This window comes from Nocardia terpenica (assembly GCF_013186535.1).
GTDB classification, from domain to species: domain Bacteria; phylum Actinomycetota; class Actinomycetes; order Mycobacteriales; family Mycobacteriaceae; genus Nocardia; species Nocardia terpenica.
In genome coordinates this window covers 921020-942055 of the sequence record NZ_JABMCZ010000002.1, presented here as the reverse complement: position 1 = coordinate 942055, position 21036 = coordinate 921020, and the positions used below count along the sequence as shown (strand labels likewise).

13 protein-coding genes and 1 pseudogene are annotated in these 21036 nt (G+C 70.0%); 8 read left to right on the top strand and 6 right to left on the bottom strand.

The genetic code is table 11. The features are described 5' to 3' along the window. Positions 1-207 precede the first annotated feature (207 nt). Together HPY32_RS15770 and HPY32_RS15765 are read left to right on the top strand one after the other, a co-directional pair. Positions 208-2076, top strand: a complete 1869-nt coding sequence (locus HPY32_RS15770) for an ArnT family glycosyltransferase (protein ID WP_156674070.1) — start codon at positions 208-210, stop codon at positions 2074-2076. A 496-nt stretch (positions 2077-2572) separates the two neighbouring features. Continuing rightward, positions 2573-3835: an ROK family transcriptional regulator gene (locus tag HPY32_RS15765; RefSeq protein WP_067580314.1), complete on the top strand. Its 1263-nt coding sequence runs from the start codon at positions 2573-2575 to the stop codon at positions 3833-3835. On the opposite strand, the gene HPY32_RS15760 is transcribed toward HPY32_RS15765, so the two are convergent. Beyond that, complete coding sequence (locus HPY32_RS15760) at positions 3836-4948, bottom strand: FAD-dependent monooxygenase (RefSeq protein ID WP_067580316.1); 1113 nt, start codon at positions 4946-4948, stop codon at positions 3836-3838. It abuts the gene before it with no gap. Positions 4949-5043: 95 nt separating this feature from the next. Between HPY32_RS15760 and HPY32_RS15755 the strand changes: the two genes are divergently transcribed. Then, entirely contained in the window at positions 5044-5622 is a 579-nt protein-coding gene (locus HPY32_RS15755; protein WP_067580318.1) for a TetR/AcrR family transcriptional regulator, read from the top strand. A gap of 6 nt (positions 5623-5628) precedes the next feature. Here the strand turns inward: HPY32_RS15755 and HPY32_RS15750 are convergent, their stop codons facing one another. Beyond that, positions 5629-7248, bottom strand: a complete 1620-nt coding sequence (locus HPY32_RS15750; protein WP_067580320.1) for a DUF2207 family protein — start codon at positions 7246-7248, stop codon at positions 5629-5631. Positions 7249-7349: 101 nt separating this feature from the next. On the opposite strand from HPY32_RS15750, the gene HPY32_RS44625 reads away from it, so the two are divergent. Together HPY32_RS44625 and HPY32_RS15745 are read left to right on the top strand one after the other, a co-directional pair. Continuing rightward, positions 7350-7631: a hypothetical protein gene (locus HPY32_RS44625; RefSeq protein ID WP_231951385.1), complete on the top strand. Its 282-nt coding sequence runs from the start codon at positions 7350-7352 to the stop codon at positions 7629-7631. Beyond that, positions 7619-8467 (top strand): neutral zinc metallopeptidase, encoded by an 849-nt coding sequence (locus HPY32_RS15745; protein ID WP_231951386.1) that lies wholly within the window; start codon positions 7619-7621, stop codon positions 8465-8467. Before HPY32_RS44625 ends, HPY32_RS15745 begins: the two co-directional genes overlap by 13 nt. A gap of 27 nt (positions 8468-8494) precedes the next feature. Here HPY32_RS15745 and HPY32_RS15740 read toward each other — a convergent pair whose 3' ends face one another. The 4 genes from HPY32_RS15740 to HPY32_RS15725 all read right to left on the bottom strand — a co-directional run bounded on the left by HPY32_RS15740 (position 8495) and on the right by HPY32_RS15725 (position 13658). Beyond that, on the bottom strand, positions 8495-9184 hold the full coding sequence (locus HPY32_RS15740; protein ID WP_156674072.1) for a TetR/AcrR family transcriptional regulator: 690 nt from the start codon (positions 9182-9184) through the stop codon (positions 8495-8497). Beyond that, a complete protein-coding gene (locus HPY32_RS15735) occupies positions 9181-11427 on the bottom strand; it encodes an MMPL family transporter (RefSeq protein ID WP_067580322.1) in 2247 nt (748 codons plus the stop codon). Before HPY32_RS15735 ends, HPY32_RS15740 begins: the two co-directional genes overlap by 4 nt. Before the next feature lie 63 nt (positions 11428-11490). Beyond that, entirely contained in the window at positions 11491-12807 is a 1317-nt protein-coding gene (locus HPY32_RS15730) for an ammonium transporter (protein WP_082870767.1), read from the bottom strand. Between the two features lie 20 nt (positions 12808-12827). Further along, positions 12828-13658 (bottom strand): hypothetical protein, encoded by an 831-nt coding sequence (locus HPY32_RS15725; protein ID WP_067580326.1) that lies wholly within the window; start codon positions 13656-13658, stop codon positions 12828-12830. Between the two features lie 447 nt (positions 13659-14105). On the opposite strand from HPY32_RS15725, the pseudogene HPY32_RS15720 reads away from it, so the two are divergent. The 3 genes and pseudogenes from HPY32_RS15720 to HPY32_RS15710 form a co-directional block, all read left to right on the top strand. Then, a pseudogene (locus HPY32_RS15720) lies at positions 14106-15731 on the top strand (DNA polymerase III subunit gamma and tau); the annotation flags it as partial. Between the two features lie 1755 nt (positions 15732-17486). Continuing rightward, a complete protein-coding gene (locus HPY32_RS15715) occupies positions 17487-18698 on the top strand; it encodes an acetyl-CoA C-acetyltransferase (protein WP_067580330.1) in 1212 nt (403 codons plus the stop codon). A 37-nt stretch (positions 18699-18735) separates the two neighbouring features. Continuing rightward, a complete protein-coding gene (locus HPY32_RS15710; RefSeq protein ID WP_067580333.1) occupies positions 18736-20883 on the top strand; it encodes a 3-hydroxyacyl-CoA dehydrogenase NAD-binding domain-containing protein in 2148 nt (715 codons plus the stop codon). Positions 20884-21036 lie beyond the last annotated feature (153 nt).

Here is a 21036-nt window from a genome sequence, read left to right as displayed (position 1 = left end):
GGCGGCTGATCCGGGGCCGCCGTCCTCTTCGGGCGCGACCGCGACGGCTGACCCTCGGTGCTGCCGTCCTCTTCCGGCCGACGAAGACGACTGACCCCACCCGGGGGTGGAGACGGACCGGCCGACGGGTGGAAATCCGTGGTCGGCAGGTGGGTTCGGGCCAGTTTTCCATTGACCGGTCACCCGGGCCTGCCGATAGTGGTCGATGTGACGACGGTACTCACCGAAACGCCGCCGGACGAGCGGCGCTGGCGGGTCTGGCGTTCTCCGGTCGGTCAGCCCGCCTGGGCGCGGCCGACGATATTGCTCGTGGCGGGGGTCGCGGCCCTGAGCTACGCGTGGGGGATCGCGCAGCAGAATCCGCAGCTGTATTACGCCGCGGCGGTGCGGTCGATGGCCACCAGCTGGCACGGCTTCTTCTTCGCCGCATTCGATCCCGCCGGACTGGCCAGCATCGACAAGCTGCCGGGCGCGTTCTGGGTGCAGGCGCTGTCGGTGCGGGTGTTCGGCCCGCACATCTGGGCGCTGGTGCTGCCGCAGGTCGTCGAGGGCGTGCTGACCGTGCTGCTGCTCTACCGGGTGGTGCGCCGGACGGCCGGTCCGGCGGCCGGTGTGGTGGCGGCGCTGGTCATGGCGTGCACCCCGGAAACGGTGGCGCTCGATCGCGGCAATATCTCGGACACGCTGCTCATCCTGCTGCTGGTGCTCGCCGCCGATCGCGTCCTCGTCGCCGTGGACACCGGAAGATCCCGAAACCTTTGGTACGCCGGGATTCTCATCGGCCTCGCCTTCCAGACCAAGATGCTGCAGGCGTGGTTCCTGGTGCCGATCCTGGCGCTGGTCTACCTGATCTGCGCCCCGAAACCGCTGCTGCGCAAGCGAATCGGCCATACACTCGGCTTCGGCATTGTCGCCCTGGCGATCTCGCTCAGCTGGATGATCGTGGTGAGCCTGATCCCGGCCGCGCATCGGCCGTATGTGGATGGCAGCAAGCACAATTCGCTGTTCGAACAGGTATTTCTCTACAACGGCTTCGCCCGCACCGACAGCTCGTTCGGGGTGGGCGCCGCCAACTTCCAGATCGGGACGGCGGGCCAGGGGTATCGCGCCGCACTCGTCCTCGGACCGGACAATCGGCTCGATCATGTCTTCGCCGGTGGCGGCGGGCGCGCGGCGGGCTGGCTGGTCCCGCTGGCGCTGGTGGCCCTGATCGCGCTGGCCGTGCTGCTGCGCCGCCGCTCGACCGGATGGGTCGGGCCGCGCCCCGCCGCGCTGCTGCTGTGGGGCGGGTGGCTGCTGCTGCACCTGGCGGTGTTCCTGGCCATCGGCACCGTGAATCCGTACTATCTCGCGGTGCTCGCCCCGCCCGTGGCCGCGCTGATCGGTTGGGCGACAGTAGAATTCGTGCGATCGACCGATCGGCGCGTGCACTGGCTCGGCGTCGCCGCCGTGGCGCTCACCGTGGTCTACGGCTGGTGGCTGCTGCAGCCCGCCCCGAGCGCGGTGCGCTGGGCGACGGTCGTGGTGGCGGTGGCCGCGTGTGCGGTCGGGGCCTGGTCGCGCGGGCGTGCCTCGGTGGCCGCGCTGCTGGTCGCCGCGGTCGCGGCCCCGGCGGTGGCCGCGGGCTCGCTGGTCGCCGACGGTTACGGCGCCCTGGACCTGCCGTTCGAACCCAAGACGACCAGCCTCGTCACCCAGAAGGCCATCGCCGACGCGTTCCGCGGGGCGCCCAAGCTCGTCGCCACGGCCCACAAGGTGTTTCCGGACGCGCGCTACCCCCTGATCGCCTATATCGGAATCGTGGCCTCCCCGTTCATCTTCACCACGGGTGCCGAGGTACCGGCCTTCGGCGGCTTCACCGGGACGGCCCCGGTGCTGACCCTCGACGACCTCACCCGGCTGGTGGCGCAGGGGCAGATCGGCTTCGCCCTGGTCAATCAGGTCGACGACCCGCGCGTGCAGTTCATCGAGAAGTACTGTAAACCGTTGCCGGACAACAAGGGTGGTCAAACCATCGGCGCCTACGTGTGTGCCCGACCGGTCGCGCTCGGGCCGGGCGCCCAGCCCTCCAAGTAGACACGGCAGGTGCCCACGCGTCGAACACCATGCCCCCGCGAGGGTGAACTCCGAGACCAAGCCCACGAAAAGGTGGTGGCGCGGCGAAAAAGGGGGCGAGGGCGGGTCGTCGGGCCTTCCTCCGGGGAACGTGAGAAGTCCGTAGCAGCGTATTCCCGGACTGCGGGGAGTAGGGGCGGAACCCGGGGTGGACCTGCGGCAATGATTGGAATCACGCTGAGCGCAATGGATGCGTACCGCCCGGTCTGGCGTGTGTCGGCGCCGGGGTGATAACTTCGTACACATGTCTACCAGCCGTCCGAATGCCGCGCGGGTCACCTATGTGACCGTTGCGCTCGGTGTGCGGCTGCCGCGGCAGCGGGAACTGTGTTGTTCCCGGCCGCGCAGCTGAGAACCGCTCCGGTCCTTCGCCGACTGTTCCTGGCCCTTCTCACTGCCTTGTTGCTGTTCATGTAGACACGTCTCCCGACCGGGGACTACAACAAGGATTTCGCATATGACGAGCCCCACCCTCGAGCGATCGTCGACCCCCACCCTGCCCGCCCGGACGGTGCCGTCGCGCCCGGCGGTGCCCGCCGAGCTCCGCATCGCGGACAATCCGGCCGCCGCGGTGCTGCGCGCCGCCACCCGCGGTCCCATCTTCCGCGACAGTGCCGCGCAGGCAACGGGTTTGAGCATCGCCACCGTGAACCGCCAAGTCTCCGCACTACTTTCGGCCGGGCTGCTGCGGGAGCGCGCCGACCTCACCGCGTCCGGCGCCGTCGGACGCCCCCGGGTGCCCTTCGAGGTGGACACCGACTCCTTCGCCACCCTGGGTGTGCACATCGGCGCCACTGTCACCCGCATCATCGCGGCCGACCTGTCCGGGCGCATTCTCGGTGGCCTGGACATCGCCACCCCGCAGGCGGGCCAGGACGCCGCGCTCACCATTATCGCCCGCAGCGCCAAGGCATTCCTGGACCGACTGCCGCGCCGCCGCCCGCTGTGGACCGGTGTGGCGCTGGCCGGTCGTGTCGACCCGGCCGGTGGGCTGGTCGACCATCCGCGCCTGGGCTGGCAGGCCGCGCCGGTGGGCGCCGTCTTCGGGACGGTGCTGGACCTGCCGGTGTCGGTCTCCGCGCACGTGGAGGCGATGGCCGCGGCCGAACTGCTGCTGACCTCCGGTGAGGAGGAGCGGCCCGGGTCCAGCCTGTACATCTACGCGCGCGAGACCGCCGGTGTCGCGGTCACCCTGCACGATCGCGTGCACACCCCCACCAACGGCCCCGGCTCCATCGCGCACCTGCCGACCGGTTCGGACGTGGAGTGCTCGTGCGGCCGCCGCGGCTGCCTCGAGGCCACCGTCGGCGAGGCCGCGCTGCTGGGCCGGGCGGTGCGCGCGGGCATTGTGCCCAAGCGGGAGGCGCCGCGCCGTCCCGCGATCGGCGACCTGTACCGGGTCGCCGAGTCCGGCTCCGAACCGGCCCGGTCCCTGCTGCTGGAGCGCGCCGACATCCTCGGCCGCTCCGCCGCCCTGATCCGCGACATGTTCAACCCCGACCGGGTGGTGCTGGGCGGCCAGGCATTCACCGGCTACCGTCCCGGAATCGACCGAGTGGCAAAGGCTTTCGCCCAGAGCACCGCGCTCCCGCAGGCCGACCTGCGAATCAGCCGCTTCGGCGGCCGAGTCCAGGAGCACGCGGCGGCGGTAACCTCCCTCAGCGTCTTCTACGCCGACCCCCTCTCCGCCATGCGCCGTGCCACCCGCACCCCGCGCTGACTAAGACGGCAGGAGGCGAATCACGGTGTTGCGCAGTGTGATAGCGGCGCGGGAGCCGGGGACGAGTAGGAGGGCCGCTGCGATGTATCCGCGCTGGTGCGGGGCGGCGAGTCTGCGGTGGCGCTGTTCGTAGCGGCGGAGGGCGTCGGGGATGTCGGCGGGGCTGCGGGTCAGTTCCTCGGCCAGGGTGTGGGCGCCCGCGATGGCCAGTGTGGAACCGTTGCCGAACAGGGACACCGAGGATGCCGCGTCGCCCAGTAGGGTGATGTGGCGAGTCGACCACCGCGGCAGGTGGATTCGGCTCACCGCGTCGAAGTAGAGGTCGTCGGTCGCGCGCGCTCGGTCGAGGTATTCGGCGAAGCGGCCCAACCGGTTTCGGTAGGCCGCCGTGAGGATTTCCTTGTGCCGGGCCAGGTCGCGATAGTCCAGTCCGGGGATCTCGGCGTGCCGGAAGATGAACATCGCGCCCGGTTGTCCGGCGCCCGGGTGCAGCGCGAATCCCCGGCCCGGGCTGTTGTGCAGGATCGCCTCGCGGCCGGAACCGAAGGGCCGGTCGACCGGCACGGCGGCCACGTACATGCCCAGGTGCCTGCGGAATTCGTGTTCCGGGCCGAAGGCCAGGCGCCGGACCGTGGAGTGCGCGCCGTCCGCGCCGACCACCAGGTCGAAGCGGGCGGGGGAGCCCTCCGCGAAGGTGACGTCGACGCCGTCGCCGGTCGGTGTGAGCCCGGTTATGGTGTCGCCCCAGCGGATCTCGGCGTGCTCGCGCGCGGCCTTCAGCATGATGCGCGCGAGATCGGCGCGAGAGACCTCCACCTCCCGATCGCCCGCCGACCCGCTGAATACCGTGGTCCGCACCCGGGCGCGCGGCCGCCCCTCGTCGTCGACGAAGAGCAGTCGCTCCACCCGCGTGGCCACCTCCCGCAACTGCGGCATGACCCCCATCGCCTCGGCCACCGCCACGGCGGGTCCCTTCACATCCACCGGATGCCCGCTCGATCGCCGGTCCGCGGCGCGCTCCACGACGGTCACCGAAAACCCGTGCCGCCCCAGCCAATACGCCAGTGTCGACCCCGCGACCCCGGCTCCCGAAATCAGCACGCTCTTGCCCATGGCGACCCCCGAGCCTTGAAGCGGACGAATTCCGTCCGCTACCTCACGCTACACTAAGCGGAAGATTTTCGTCCATTTGTTTCCGGAGGTTCGACGTGCCCGATGATCTGCGCGCCGATGCCCGCAGCAACCGCGAGCAGATTCTCGTGGCGGCGCAGGTCGTGTTCCGCGAGCTCGGCGTGGACGTGCCGATGAAGGAGATCGCCGATCGCGCGGGCGTCGGGGTCGGCACGCTGTACCGCCGCTTTCCGGATCGTCTGGCGCTGATCAGCGCCGTGGGCAACAGCTATCTGTCGGGCCTGGCGGAACTCGCGGCGACGGCGCGGCGGGAGGAATCCGACGCCTGGCTCACGCTGTGCCGTTTTCTGCACGAATGCGCCCAGTTGCGCTTGGGCGCACTGGCTTCCGCGATCGAGCCCATCCTGCACGGGAAGGTCCAGGGCGATCCGGACCTCACCGCGGTCCGCGCACGGGTCGCCGACGAGGTCGCGGACATGACCGCGCGGGCGCAGGCCGACGGTCGGCTGCGAGCCGATGTCACCACGGGCGATATCGCGCGCCTGATGACCCTACAGGTCTACGTCCCGCCCGACGAGTCGTATGCGGAGGCCGTGCGCCGGATCATGGATATCGCCCTGGACGGCCTGCGCGCCAAGGGGTTTCGCTCGCAGTGACCCGCACTACCGCCCGGCGGCGAACAATCCCTCGAGCGCGGTGATGAAATACGGGAAATGCCCGGCGAATCGGTGCATATTGCGGTCGCGCTCGAAGCCGCCGAACCAGTAGAGGCCGGGCTGCCGGTCGGACGCGAGGTCGGTATCGCGGAAGATGCGCACCCAGTTGTCGGCGCGCCCGCCGATAATGCTGAACGGCAGGGCGCGGGAGAACACCAATTCCCGGTCGCCCGTGGGGATCTGGTCGGCGCGCAGGGCCTCCAGGCCGCGCTGCAGCTCGCGCACCCGCCCGGCCAGCCGCCGCCCGGCCGCCGTGCGGGTCGGTAGATAGCGCGGGGCGAGCAGCGCCGCCACGCCGCCGAGCGCGATGGCCACACCCACCAGGGCGTGACCGCCGGTGATCGCCAGCGCGACGGTGATGCCGATGCCCGCCGCGACCAGCGCGCCGCCCAGCCACAGCGCCAGCGTGCGCCGGGAGGCGGGGGCGAGGGTGCCGCGCTCGACCGCATCGGCCACCAGCGCCGCGCGAACGGTGGTGCCCGGCACCCGATTCGGCGCGCGCAGCTCCGACACCAGCACCGATTCGGCGCCGTCGGGCAGCAGCGCCCGGTACACCTGCTGCTCGAAACCGCGCAGCTGATCGTCGACCGGATTGACCCGGGTGATCCGCCAGTCGGAATCGCCGACCGGCGCGATCCAGATGTACCGGCGCACAGCCAGATCCACCACGGTGGCGGCGAGATCGCCCGCGTCGGCCGAACTGTCGAGCAGCAGCCCGGCCTCGCCCGGCAGCACCCCCTCCGGCGAGGTGAATTCCGTATGATTTCCGTTGCGCTGCAAGGGATTCAATGTCTCCTGGCCGGTCAGCGCGGCCGCGTCCTGCCGCCGCGCCCACAACACGTAGCCGCCGAGCGCGAGCAGCGCCAGCGCCAGCACCCCGAAGGCGATGAGCACGGGCGCGGTGACCGAGAACGGCCCGGACCCGCTGTCGTCGCGGATATCGGCATTGGCCGGAACGGTTCCGGGCGGCAGCTGCAGGGTCAGGTCGATGATATCGCCTCGGTGCAGGCCCTCCTTGTACAGCGACAGCACCCCGTCCGGTTCCACCCGCACGTCGTCGCACCGCTGCTGCTTGCCGACCGGGCCGATGGTGCAGTCGACGATGCCCATCTGATAGCTGGGGCTGATCACGGTCGCGTCGATCGAGGCAACATCGGCGTTCAGCACGCCGCTCCACTTGAACAGCTGGGTGCCGGGCGCGTCGCTCACCGACCCGTGGACGGTGTATTTGTACGACGATTCGCCGGGCTGGGCGTCGATGACGAACCGGTCGCCGTCGACCTTCGCCGTGCCGGTCCCGGTCGCCGAGACGTCGCTGACGGTGAATCGGCGTTCTCCGGTGTCGCCCAGGGCGACCCGCAGCGGCAGCACCATGTGGAACTGACCCCCTTGCGGGACGTTGACCGTCTCGGCTACCTCCAGCAAACCCGCGTCGCTGAGCTTGATATCGGCCTTGACGGCCGCCCCACCGGCCGACTCCTGCGCCTGCGCGGCGGGCGCCGTGGCGAACAATGCCGCCAGAGCGAACACCAGAGCGCCCAGCGCGCCCCCCCGAAAGATCAGCATGGGGCCATAGCTTAGACAGCTTGCTATTCTGCGTCAGCGGCTAATCGGAGTGCCTGAAAGGACCAGGGGGTACGGGGGAGTGAGTCGACCACCCTACGGATATGGGCCGATGCCGCCTGCCGGTCGGCCGCCCGCGCCGCCGTACGGTCCGCCGCCGGGCTATCCACCGCCGGGTTATCCACCGCCCCGCCCCGCGCCACCGCCCGGCCATCCCGCGCCGGGGTACCCGCCGCCGGGTTACGCACCGCCGGGATACGGTGCGCCGCACCAGGTTCCGCCCCATCGGCCGCCCGCGCCCCCGCGGCCCTACGGCCCACCCGGCCGCCCGCCGCAGCGCCGCCGCGGCCGGGGCGCCGGATCCCTTCTGGTCGTGGCCGTTCTGATCGTCACCAGCGTGCTGGTGCGCGTCGCCGTCCGCACCGGCGTCGTGACCTCCACGCACTTCGGGGGGCACGCCAGCCACACCTACGGCTCGACGTCCGGGAACAATTCCGGCGCAACGGGTGTCGCGGCCACCGGCAGCAATCCGCTACTGGCCGACCCGGGTTCGCCGCTGAGCCCGCAGCGCTGCGCGTACGCGCCGTGGAGCACGCAGGTCGACGCCGCGCGCCGGTTTTTCGAGAGCGCGGCCGCGTGCCTGGAGCAGGCGTGGAAACCGGTGCTGGCCAACGCGAAACTGTCGTTCACGCCGCCGAAGCTGAACGTCACCGCCACCACCGCGGGCATCACCACGCCGTGCACCGGCAGCAGCAGCAACTTCGCCGCCTTCTACTGCGGCGCCGACCAGACCATCTATCTGCCGATCAGCCAATTGCAGACGGACATGTTCACCGACCACTGGGAGATCTACCTGTCGGTGTTCGCCCACGAATACGGCCATCACGTGCAGGCGCAGGCCGGAATCCTGGCCACCGCCAACCGGCAGCGCCGCGACGCGGGAACGACCAGCGCGCAGGGCCTGGAGCTCTCGCGGCGAATCGAGTTGCAGGCCAACTGTTTCGACGGCATGTATCTGGCGGCGACCGCCGACGGCGACTCGCTCACCGGCACCCAGGTCGGCAATGCCCGCCGCGACGCCTACGGCCGCGGCGACGCACCCGGCGATATGCGCGATCACGGCACCGCCCGGCACATGGGCGACTGGTGGAGCGCCGGATTCGACCGCAACAAGACGGCCGAATGCAATACCTTCACCGCCGATTCCGGCCGGGTGAGCTGAGCGACCATGACCCCGGCCACGTCCTGTCTACATCCGCCGCCGCATCTCCTCCAGCCAGCGGGACCCCTCGTCGGGGCTCGGCGTCGGCCCGCCGCCGCTCATCGTGTCGAGCACCAGGTGGCCGACGCAGGCGGCGCCCAGGACTCGCTCGGCGACGGTCTCGATATCTCCCCACGGCAGATAGGGTTTCGCGATCAGGAGTGAGGCGAGGCCGTGCGCGGCGGCCCACAGTTCCAGCACGATCGGCATCGGATCGCCGGGGGTGATCGTGCCGGTGTCCATGGCGTCGCGCACGTTCCCGGCGAACCGCTGGAATACGCCGCTGCTCAGCACCAGGTCGACCGAGTTCGGTCCCTCGCCCGCATGTCTCGCGGTGGCGATGCGGTACTGCTCCGGATGGTCGAGCGCGAATCGGATGTAAGCCAGGCCCTGGTCGCGCATGCGGGTGATCGGCGACTTGGTGGGGTCCGTCGCGGCGGTCAGTGCGGCGTCGAGGTTTTCGAAGACCCGGACCACCACCGCCTCGATGAGCGCGTCCTTGTCGGCGAAGTGGCGGTAGATCGACGGCGCGCTGACGCCGACCCGGCGGCCGATCTCCCGGATGGAGACGGCCTCGGCATCGCCGGTGCGGGCGAGCAGGTCCGCCGCGGCCTCCAGAATCTCGGTGCGCAGCTGCCCCCCGCTGCCGCGGGCGGACCGCGGTCGTCGCGAAATCACCGCGGGCCCACCGATTCCGGAACCCGGACGGGCTCGGGCTCCTCGCTGAATCCGAACCGCTCGTGCAGTCGCCGCAGCGGTGCGGGCGCCCACCAGTTGGCGGTGCCGAGCAGCCGCATGAGGGCCGGGGCGAGCATGCCGCGAATGAGGGTGGCGTCGGTCAGCACGGTGAGGGTGAGACCGAGGCCGAACAGCTGGATGAACGAGACCTTCGCCGACACCATGGCGCCCAGCACGATGGCCATCAGCAGCGCGGCCGCGGTGAAGATCCGCCCGGTCCGGGCGACGCCGACCGCCACCGCGTGGGTGTTGTCGGCGGCGGTGCGCCCGGACTCCAGCCACGCCTCCCGGATTCGCGACAGCAGGAACACCTCGTAGTCCATCGATATGCCGAACGCCACGCAGAACATGAGCAGCGGCATGGTCGCCACCATGTACCCGACCGGCGTGAAGCCCAGCAGCGTCGACAGGTGCCCCTCCTGGAAGATCCACACCATCGCCCCGAACGCCGCCGCCAGCGACAGCGTATTCAACAGCAGCGCCTTCACCGGCAGCACCACGCTCCCGGTGAACAGGAACAGCACCACGAAGGTGGCCAGCACGATCAGCCCGATCGCCAACGGCAGTCGCGAGCCGATGGCGTCGAGCGCGTCGTTGTTCATCTCCGCCGCACCGCCGAACAGCGCGGGCCCGGGCGCGTCGACGCCGCGCAGATCCTCCAGCTGTCGCTTGCCGTCCGGCGAGAACGGATCGAATCTGCTTGCCACCGTGAGGTATTGGCCCGAATCATTGGCCATGCCCGGCGGCGTGGCGGCCATCCGAGCGCCCGACACGTACACCCCCGAACTCGACAGCACCGCCGACACCCCGGTCACCTTCGACAGCGCGGTCGCGTACTCGGTAACGGCCGACTGATCGCCGTGATACCCGTCCAGCACGATCGTGGTCGCGCCACCGTCGTTGGCCCCGGGGAACTCGCCGCGCAGCTGATCGCCGACCACCCGGCTGCTCGCCTCCGGCGGCAGCACCCGATCGTCCGGATAACCGAATTTCACGCCCAGGAACGGAGATCCGAGCGCCAGCAGCAGCGCGACGATCACCACCCCGACCGGCAGTGCCCGCCGCATCACCCCCGACACCGCGCGGTACCACCAGGTCTGCTCCGGGTCGCGCGGCGCGGGCGCGGTGCGTCCCACCAAGCGCCGCAAGGGAACTCGCAAGTCCCACGCATTGATCCGGGCGCCGAGCAGCACCAGTGCGGCGGGCAGCAGCACGATGGCGGCGGCCGCAGCGGCCAGCACCACCGCCACGCCGGAGTAGGCGAACGACTTCAGGAAGTACAGCGGGAACACGCTCAGCACGGCCAGCGCGAGGGCCACGGTCAGCGCCGAGAACAACACGGTGCGCCCGGCGGTCCGCACGGCGCGGATCGCGGCCTCGCGGTACGGCAGCCCGTTCGCCAATTCCTCGCGATAGCGGCTGACGATGAACAGGCTGTAGTCGATCGCCAGCGCCAGCCCCATCGCGGTGGTCATGTTCAGCGCGTAGATCGACACGTCGGTGCCCAGCGTGAGCAGGCGCAGGATGGCCAGCGTGGCCGCGATGGCGAAGATCCCCACCACCAGCGGCAGCGCCGCCGCCACGACACTGCCGAACACCAGCACCAGCACGATCATCGACAGCGGGATGGCGACCGCCTCCGCGACCTCGAGATCCCGGGTCACCTGCTTGTTCACATCGTGGAAGACGGTGGCCGCCCCGCCCGCGTGCACGCGCACGCCCGGGGTGTCGCCGGTGAGCTGCGTGGCGATCTCCCCGGCCGCGCGCTGCGCCTGGTCGTCGCCGCCCCGCAGGTACGCGAGCACCAGCCCCTCCCGGCCGTCGGTGCTGCGCAGCGCGGCCTTCACGTTCGGCGGGCTGGTCCAGTACGACCGCACCCCGACCGCGTCGCCCCGCGCCTGCAACCGATCGACCAGTGCGGTGCCGACCTGCCGGGCGGGCGCGGAATCCACACCCTGGTCGGCGGAGACCAGCAGCACGAAATTCGGCTGCGCGCCGTCGAACTTGTCCGCCAACAGCTGCGATACCCGCGACGATTCGGCGGCGTCGGGCGTGAACCCACCGGCCTTCAGATGTGCGGCGGCCGACGCGCCGAAGACCCCGCACGCCAGCGCCACCACCAGCGCGCCCAACAGGAGGGCCCGGGGATACCGGACCGAGAACTGCGCGATACGGGTCAGCATGGGCGGCCCCCAGATCGGTGGGTGAGGTAACAGCGTTAGGGTAACGCCGTTACCTCAAAGAATTCAGTGATCCCGGTCACCATGCGGCCCGAACAGGCCGCGCGGGGTATGCCCGCTGACGCCCTCGGCGTAGGCGGTCTCGGCGTGCAGCGCGGAGTCGATGCCGCTGATCTCGTGCTCGCGGCTCACCCGGAAGCCGAGGGTGCGGTCGATGAGCTTGCCCAGCAGATACGACACCCCGAACGCCCAGGCCGCGACGACGAGCACGCCCAGCGCCTGCTTGCCGAGCTGGGCCGCCCCGCCGCCGTAGAACAGACCGCGCACGCCGCCGGTCATCACCCGGTTGGCCAGCAGGCCGATCAGCAGCGTGCCGATGACGCCGCCGACGAAGTGCACGCCCACCACGTCCAGCGAATCGTCGTAGCCCGCCTTGAACTTCCAGCCCACCGCGAACGAACACACCACGCCCGCAACGAGTCCCACCACCACCGCGCCGAGCGTGTTCACCGAACCGCAGGACGGCGTGATGGCCACCAGCCCCGCCACCGCGCCCGACGCCGCGCCGAACGTGGTCGGGCGACCGTCGCGGAACTGTTCCACCGCAAGCCATCCCAGCATGCCGAGGCAGCCCGCGACCAGGGTGTTGAGGAAGACCGCGGCCGCGATCCCGTTGGCGGCCAGCGCCGATCCCGCATTGAAACCGAACCAGCCGAACCACAGGATGCCCGCGCCCAGCAGCACGAACGGCAGGTTGTGCGGCCGCATCGCGTCCACCTTGAAACCGATGCGCGGCCCCAGCACCAGCGCCAGGGCGAGAGCCGATGCGCCCGAGGCGATCTCGACCACCATGCCCCCGGCGAAGTCCAGCGCGCCGAAGTGCGCGAGCCAGCCGCCGGGGCCCCACACCCAGTGCGCGATGGGCGCGTACACCACCAGCGCCCACGCCGGAACGAAGATCATCCACGCGGAGAACTTCGCCCGATCCGCGATCGCGCCGCTGACCAGCGCGGCGGTCAGGATCGCGAAGGTCAGCTGAAATGTCGCATACAGCAGCTCCGGCACGCCGTTTCGCACGCTGCCGGGGTCGATGCCGGTCATGGCGATATGGGTGAGGCCGCCGATCAGCCCGCCGCCCGCGTCCTCGCCGAAGGCGAGCGGATAGCCGAGCAGCAGCCACGCCACCGTCACCAGCGGAATGGCGATGAAGCTCATCATGAGCATGTTCAGCACGCCGGTGGAGCGCACCATGCCGCCGTAGAAGATGGCCAGGCCGGGCGTCATGAGCAGGACCAGGGCGGTGCTCGCCAAAAGCCATGCGGTGGCGGCGGGATCGATGGTCGAGGGCACGAGACTCCTTCCACGCTTCCGGGCGTGACGCATGGAAATTACCGTGCGGTCGGTTATCGAGTGCGCTCGCGTGCCTTGCGCGCCAAGGCCCGTCGCCCGCGTGGCCCGGGCACCGGGAGGTCGTCGCGCACCTCGAGCCATCCGGCGGTGGCCAGCCACTGCTGCTGGGCGCGCGCGTCGGCGGTGTCGTTGAAGACGCGGCGGCCGCGGTCGTCGCGCAGGTCGTGGGCCAGCACCGACCAGCGCGGCGGGCGGCCGTGCTCGGTGTCGTAGGCGTCGAGGAATCCCGCCACCAGCGTGCCGATCGTGTTCACCGGCCGCAGCGAGACCCGATTGCCGAATGCTGCCGAATGGAAACGTCTTGCGGCGCACAGCGATCGGGGGCTGGCGTCGAATGCGATCCACCCGGCGCGCTGCGCGCGTTCGATCAGCCAGAGATGTTTGATGGCGTTCGGCGCGATATCGCCGACGCGTTCGCGAATGAGCCGGAGGACCGGATCGGTGAGCAGGATGTCGCGCCGGGTGGGTCCGGTGCCGTGCGCGTTCCGATACTCGTGTGTGAGTGTTGCCAAAATATGCCCGAATTCATCGATACTGCGCTGCGCGCGCCGCCCGAGCCGTTCGATTCGTTCGGCTTCGGCGCGCATCTCGTTCTGGACGAGGAGGGTGCGCACGGCCGCCGGGGTGGGGACCTGGCCGCGGTCGAGCAGTTCCAGAATGGCGGCGGCGGTCAGCGGATCGGCGGCGGCCGACACCGGGAGCGAGTCGCGGTTGAGCGCGAAGTCCTGCGGGCGGATCGCCCGGCTCAGCAGCCCCACCGCGGACTCGTTACCAGCGAATTCGGTATGCGATAGCCAGGCGGCGGCGATGTCACACGGCGGCACGGTCGGCGGTTCCTCCAGGGGGTGGCGGGAGGTTCGGCGAGCGGCCGGTGGGATTCTCCCGCGGCGTGCTGTGTGGGAGTCAGGTTGTGCCCCGGTCGGGATGAGGGACCGACCGGGGCCACCAACCTGATGAAGGTTTGGCTACCGAAGTTGCCGAGACCTACGTTAACCAGTCGATTGCACTCTTTTCCAATCGGTTGACGGAATCGTTATGTCTGCAATATCACTAACAAACGGGGAGGGGGTTCGTTAAAAGGGATGCTCGGCGATGCGGTCCCGGCGAACCTCGACAATTGTGTCGCCATTCGAATTTCACATCCGTAACAACGGACTAATCGGTCGGTCGCTGCGCCCGGCAGCAAGCCGCGGGAATGATTGTGAGACGGGTCACATCGGGGTCGGCGGCCGCCGCGGGGGCCTGTCGGTGGTCGCCGGTACCCTCTCTGCGTGGCTCTGTACCGGAAGTACCGACCGGCAACATTCGCAGAGGTGGTGGGGCAGGAGCACGTCACCGACCCGTTGAGCACCGCGCTCGACACCGGGCGGATCAGTCATGCCTACCTGTTCTCCGGCCCTCGGGGGTGCGGCAAGACCTCCTCGGCGCGCATCCTCGCCCGCTCGCTGAACTGCGTGGAGGGTCCCACCTCGAGACCGTGCGGGGTGTGCGCCTCGTGCGTGGCGCTGGCCCCCGGCGGGCCCGGCAACCTGGACGTCATCGAGCTGGACGCCGCGAGCCACGGCGGCGTCGACGACACCCGCGAGCTGCGCGACCGGGCCTTCTACGCGCCCGCGGAGTCGCGCTATCGCGTCTTCATCGTCGACGAGGCGCACATGGTCACCACGGCGGGCTTCAACGCGCTGCTCAAGATCGTCGAGGAGCCGCCCGCCCATCTGATCTTCGTCTTCGCCACGACCGAACCGGACAAGGTGCTGCCGACCATCCGGTCGCGCACCCACCACTATCCGTTCCGGCTGCTGCCGCCCGCCACCATGCGCGGGTTGCTGGGCGGGATCTGCGAGCAGGAGGGCGTGCAGGTCGAGGAGGCCGTGTACCCCTTGGTGATTCGCGCCGGCGGCGGGTCCCCGCGCGACAGCCTCAGCGTGCTCGACCAGCTGCTGGCCGGTGCGGGCCCGGAGGGGGTCACCTATCCGCGGGCGCTGGCGCTGCTGGGCGTCACCGACATCGCGCTCATCGACGACGCCGTGGAGGCGCTGGCCACCGACGACGGCGCCGCCCTGTTCGGCACGATCGACCGCGTGGTGGAGGCCGGGCACGACCCGCGCCGCTTCGCCACCGACCTGCTGGAGCGGGTGCGCGACCTGATCCTGCTGCGCGCGGTTCCCGATGCCGCCGAACGCAATCTGGTCACCGGCCCCGGCGACGTGCTCGACCGCATGCGCGACCAGGCCCAGCGCATCGGCCCCGCCACCCTGGCCCGCTACGCCGAGCTGCTGCACGAGGGCCTCGGCGAGATGCGCGGCGCCACCGCCCCCCGCCTCCTGCTCGAGGTCGTCTGCGCCCGCATGCTCCTGCCCTCGGTCTCCGACGCCGAATCCGCCACCCTCCAACGCCTGGAGCGCATCGAACGCCACCTCTCCGGCACCCCGGTACCCCCACCCGCCCCCACCCCGTCCGCGCCCCCGGCCCAAACCCCCACCCCGCCCTCCGGCGAACCCCGCCGCCGCGGCGCCGAGGCCCTGGCCGCCATCCGCGAAACCCGCTCCGGCAAGCCCACTCCCCCTCAAGCCCCGCCCACGGCCGCGAACTCCGCTGCTACCTCGCAAGCGGTCTCGGCTGCACAGCCTGCTACCCCGCAGGCGACCCAAGCCCCGCAGCCAACCACCGCCCCGCAATCTGCCCAGGCTCCGCACCCCACCGCCTCGCAACCGATCCCGGCTTCGCAACCGATTGCTGCCCCGCAGGCGCCCCAAGCTCCGCAGTCTGCCGCCCCCCAGGCAACCGAAATTCCGCAACCTACTGTTGCTCCGCAACCGGTCTCGGCTCCGCAGCCTGCTGCTCCGCAGGCGGCCCAAGCCTCGCGGTCACCGGCCGCCCCGCAAGGGGCCCAGGCTCCACAGTCCGCTGCCTCGCAACCGGTTTCGGCTTCGGAGCCGGTGGCGGCCTCGCAGGCAGTCCAGGCTCCGCAATCTACGCCTGCTTCGCAACCGGTCTCGGCTCCGCAGCCTGCTGCTTCGCAGGCGGCTCGAGCCTCGCGGTCGTCGGCCGCCCCGCAAGGGGCCCGGGCTCCGGAGTCTGATGCCTCGCAAGCGGTTTCGGCTTCAGAGCGGGTTGCTGCTCCGCAGGCGGTCCAGGCTCCGCAGGCTGCTGCCTCTCAGGCGGCCGAAGCTCCGCAATCTACTGTTGCTCCGCAAGCGGTCTCGGCTCCGCAGGCGGCTCGACCCGCTGAGTCATCCGCTACCTCGCAAGAGGCACAGGCTCCGCAGCCCCTTGTCTCGCAAGCGATCCCGGATTCGGAGCAGGTTGCTGCTTCGCGGGCGACCCAAGCCGCACAGTCATCCGCTGCCTCGCAGGCCGCTGCCGCACCGCAGGGAGGTTCGGCTTCGCAGTCCGGCTCTGCCGCGCAGTCGGATGTGGCCGGGAGTGCTGATGCCGCCTTGCAGTCCGGGGTTGTCCCGCAGGTGGATTCGGCTTCGCAGCTTGATGGCGCCTCGGAAGCCGGGGCGGGTCGGGCGGATAGTGCTGCGCAGGTGGGGGCGGGTTCGCAGGGCGATGTTGTTTCCGCGGGTCAGCAGGCCGGTGGTGCCGTGCGGGCGGGTTCGGGCTCGGAGACCGATGTGGCTGCGGCTGGTGTTGCGGCGCAGGTCGGGTCGGGCTCCGATGCGGTGGGGGGGTCCGTCGGGGATGCCGGTGTGGCCGAAGGGGTTGTGCCGCAGGTGGGGGGCTCGGAGGGGGAGTTGTTGCGGGAGGTCGAGGGTAGGTGGGGGGAGATTCGGGCCAAGGTGCGGGAGTTCGGGGCGGCCGTGCATGCGTTGCTGTCGGGGGCCGCGGTGGCGCGGGTGGACGGGGATGTCATCGTCTTCGCGCATCAGCACGCGCCGCTGGCGCAGCGGCTGTCGAATCCCAAATACGTGGAGGCCGTGGAGGCGGCCGTGCACGCGGTGCTCGGGCGGCGGCACGGGGTGCGCTGGGAGGTCGGTGCGGCGGCCGCACCGGCGCGGAACCAGGCGGCGGCGCCCGCGCGCGAATCCGGCCGCGCCCCGGCGCGTGGCGGCCAGTCCGGCCGGTCCGAGCAGTCCCAGCCGCGCTTCACCCGGCCCAGCCAGGCGCGCGCGGCGAGTCCGGACGCGAGCCAGGCGCGCGGGCGTGAAGGGGCCTCGACCGAAGCGGACTCCGCCACCCGTTTCGCCCCTCCGGACGACGACATCCCCCTACCGGACGGCCCCGACTATCCGGACGATCCCGGGCCCACCGACTACTCGCCGGTAGGTTATGACGGTGTCCCACCTGCGTCGACGGAGGAAGAGGAGCGCGAAATGCTCGCCGAGTCGGCCCGCCCGGTGCCGCCCGGAGACCGTCGCGACCCCGATGAGGTGGCCTTGGAGCTGCTCCGAACTGAGTTGGGCGCCACACGTCTGGACGGTTGACAGCCGCCCTCCCGACGACCTTAAGTTAACCGTAGTTCGCATCCGACGGTATGATGAGCAGGTGGTCGTCAGTAGCGGCACCACGAGGTTCTAAGGTATGCCCAGGCGTACGGGCGACCGGAGCGCACGTGGGCCGTCTGGTGCCGACGTTTGTACAGCGTCAGGACGGTCGGTCCGACACGACCGGTCGGCGAGGCTATCCAAGGAAGGAAAGATTCCGATATGACCACAGAGGCCTACATTTACGAGGCCGTTCGCACCCCGCGCGGCCGTAACAAGAAGGGGTCGCTGCACTCGGTCAAGCCGATCGATCTGACGACCGGTCTGGTCAAGGAGCTGCGGAACCGCTTCCCCAACCTGGACGAGGATCGCATCTCGGACATCATCCTCGGCGTCGTGACCCCGGTCGGTGACCAGGGCGCCGATATCGCCCGCACCACCGTGCTGACCTCCGGCCTGCCCGACACCGTCGGCGGCATCCAGATCAACCGCTTCTGCGCGTCCGGCCTCGAGGCCGTCAACCTCGCCGCCCAGAAGGTCCGCTCCGGCTTCGACGACATGGTCATCGCCGGTGGCGTGGAGGCCATGTCCCGCGTCCCGATGGGCTCCGACGGCGGCGCCATGTTCATGGACCCGTGGACCAGCTACGAGAACTACATTGTGCCGCAGGGCATCTCGGCCGACCTGATCGCCACCATCGAGGGCTTCACCCGCGACGACGTGGACGCCTACGCGGTGCGCTCGCAGGAGCTGGCCGCCAAGGCCACCAGCGGCGGCTACTTCGCCAAGTCGATCGTCCCGGTCAAGGACATCAACGGCCTGACCGTGCTGGACCGCGACGAGCACATGCGCCCCGGCACCACCGTCGAGGACCTGGCCAAGCTGAACCCGTCGTTCTCGGTCATCGGCGACATGGGTGGCTTCGACGCGGTGGCGCTGCAGAAGTACCACTACGTGGAGAAGATCAACCACGTCCACCACGGCGGCAACAGCTCCGGCATCGTGGACGGCGCCGCGCTGGTGCTGATCGGCAACGAGGAGGCCGGCAAGGCGTCGGGCCTGACCCCGCGCGCCCGCGTCGTCGCCACCGCCACCTCCGGCGCCGAGCCCACCATCATGCTCACCGGTCCGACCCCCGCCGCGAAGAAGGCCCTGGCCAAGGCCGGCCTGACCCTCGACGACATCGACCTGGTCGAGATCAACGAGGCCTTCGCCTCCGTCGTCCTGAAGTTCCAGAAGGATCTGAACATCCCGGACGAGAAGCTGAACGTCAACGGCGGCGCGATCGCCATGGGCCATCCGCTGGGCGCCACCGGCGCGATGATCACCGGCACCATGGTCGACGAGCTCGAGCGCCGCAACGGCCGCTACGCCCTGGTGACCCTGTGCATCGGCGGCGGCATGGGCGTCGCGACCATCATCGAGCGCGTCTGACGCGGCGGACCGAGACTTCTAGGGAGACAACGACGTTATGACCGACAACATGATTGCCTGGGAGAAGGACGCCGACGGCATCGTCGTGCTGACGATGGACGACCCGAACCAGGGCGCCAACACCATGAACGACCTCTACGAGAAGTCGATGGCCGCCACCGTCGACCGCCTCGAGGCCGAGAAGGACGACATCACCGGTGTCGTGATCACCTCCGCGAAGAAGACCTTCTTCGCCGGCGGCGACCTGAAGAACATGATGAAGATCGGCCCGAACGACGCCCAGATCGTCTTCGACCACCTGACCGAGGTGAAGGCCGCGCTGCGCCGCCTCGAGCAGCTCGGCAAGCCGGTCGTCGCGGCGATCAACGGCGCCGCGCTCGGCGGTGGCCTGGAGATCGCGCTGGCCACCCACCACCGGATCGCGGCCGACGTCAAGGGCATGAAGATCGGCCTGCCCGAGGTCAAGCTGGGTCTGCTGCCCGCCGGTGGCGGCGTCACCCGCACGGTGCGCATGTTCGGCATCCAGAACGCCCTGATGCAGATCCTGTTGCAGGGCAACGAGTTCAACGCCACCAAGGCCCAGCAGGTCGGCATCGTCAACGAGGTCGTCGGCACGGTCGAGGAGCTGGTCCCCGCCGCCAAGGCGTGGATCAAGGCCAACCCGGACAAGGGCGTGCAGCCCTGGGACGTCAAGGGCTACAAGATTCCGGGCGGCACCCCGTCCACCCCGGCCCGGGCCGCCAACCTGCCCGCTTTCCCGGCCAACCTGCGCAAGCAGCTCAAGGGCGCGAATATGCCCGCCCCGAAGAACATCATGGCGGCGGCCATCGAGGGCGCGCAGGTCGATTTCGACAACGCCTCGCTGATCGAGACCCGCTACTTCGTCAACCTGCTGACCGGACCGGTCGCGAAGAACATGATCCAGGCGTTCTTCTTCGACCTGCAGCACATCAACGGCGGCGGTTCGCGTCCGAAGGATGTCGCCAAGCGCGAGATCAAGAAGATCGGCGTGCTGGGCGCGGGCATGATGGGCGCGGGCATCGCCTACGTCTCGGCCAAGGCCGGGTACGAGGTCGTGCTCAAGGACGTCTCGCAGGAGGCGGCCGAGCGCGGTAAGGGCTACTCGGTGAAGATCGAGGAGAAGGCCCTCTCCCGCGGCAAGACCACCGAGGAGAAGTCCAAGGCGCTGCTGGATCGCATCCACCCGACCGCCGAGGCTTCCGATCTCGAGGGCGTCGACTTCGTGATCGAGGCCGTCTTCGAGAACACCGAGCTCAAGCACAAGGTGTTCCAGGAGATCGAGGACATCGTCACCCCCGACGCGCTGCTCGGCTCGAACACCTCGACCCTGCCGATCACCGGCCTGGCCGCCGGTGTGAAGCGGCCCGAGGACTTCATCGGCATCCACTTCTTCTCCCCGGTCGACAAGATGCCGCTGGTCGAGATCATCCGGGGCGAGAAGACCTCCGACGAGGCGCTGGCCCGGGTGTTCGACTACACCCTCGCCATCCGCAAGACCCCGATCGTGGTCAACGACAGCCGCGGCTTCTTCACCTCGCGCGTGATCGGCACCTTCGTCAACGAGGCCATCGCCATGCTGACCGAGGGCGTCGACCCGCAGACCATCGAGCAGTCGGGTCTGCAGGCGGGCTACCCGGCCGCGCCGCTGCAGCTGTCGGACGAGCTGAACATGAAGCTCATGCAGAAGATCGCCAAGGAGACCCAGGAGGCCGCCGCGCACGGCGACACCACCATGGGCCGCGAGCGGCACCCGGCGCAGGACGTCATCGATTACATGGTGGCCGAGGGCCGTCCGGGCCGCCTGGAGAAGGCGGGCTTCTACGAGTACGACGAGAACGGCAAGCGCCAGGGCCTGTGGGCGGGCCTGCGCGAGCACTTCAAGACCAGCACCGACACCGAGATCCCGTTCCAGGACCTGATCGATCGGCAGCTGTTCATCGAGGCCATCGAGACCCAGAAGTGTTTCGACGAGGGCGTGCTCACCTCCACCGCCGACGCCAATATCGGTTCGATCTTCGGCATCGGCTACCCGGCCTGGACCGGTGGTGTGCACCAGTTCATCGTCGGCTACCCCGGTGGGCAGGCGGCCTTCGTGGCCCGGGCCGACGAGCTGGCGGCCAAGTACGGCAAGCGGTTCGAGGTGCCGGCGTCGCTGCGCAAGTGAGGCCACCCCTGCGGTGAACCACCGCGGCGGTCGTTGGCACGGCCCGGATCACGGCTTATCGTGGTCCGGGCCGTGCTGCATCAGCACCCGAGTCCACCCCGGCACGGTTCGGTCCGATCCGAATTGCAGACGCGTGACCATGGTCCGCGCTAC

What these genes read in the sequence shown, in the direction of transcription:
- HPY32_RS15750 (WP_067580320.1), bottom strand. Translation starts at nt 7,248, where the DNA reads ATGCTGATCTTTCGGGGGGGCGCGCTGGGCGCTCTGGTGTTCGCTCTG.
- HPY32_RS15710 (WP_067580333.1), top strand. Translation starts at nt 18,736, where the DNA reads ATGACCGACAACATGATTGCCTGGGAGAAGGACGCCGACGGCATCGTC.
- HPY32_RS15765 (WP_067580314.1), top strand. Translation starts at nt 2,573, where the DNA reads ATGACGAGCCCCACCCTCGAGCGATCGTCGACCCCCACCCTGCCCGCC.
- HPY32_RS15730 (WP_082870767.1), bottom strand. Translation starts at nt 12,807, where the DNA reads ATGCGTCACGCCCGGAAGCGTGGAAGGAGTCTCGTGCCCTCGACCATC.
- HPY32_RS15760 (WP_067580316.1), bottom strand. Translation starts at nt 4,948, where the DNA reads ATGGGCAAGAGCGTGCTGATTTCGGGAGCCGGGGTCGCGGGGTCGACA.
- HPY32_RS15715 (WP_067580330.1), top strand. Translation starts at nt 17,487, where the DNA reads ATGACCACAGAGGCCTACATTTACGAGGCCGTTCGCACCCCGCGCGGC.
- HPY32_RS15735 (WP_067580322.1), bottom strand. Translation starts at nt 11,427, where the DNA reads ATGCTGACCCGTATCGCGCAGTTCTCGGTCCGGTATCCCCGGGCCCTC.
- HPY32_RS44625 (WP_231951385.1), top strand. Translation starts at nt 7,350, where the DNA reads ATGGGCCGATGCCGCCTGCCGGTCGGCCGCCCGCGCCGCCGTACGGTC.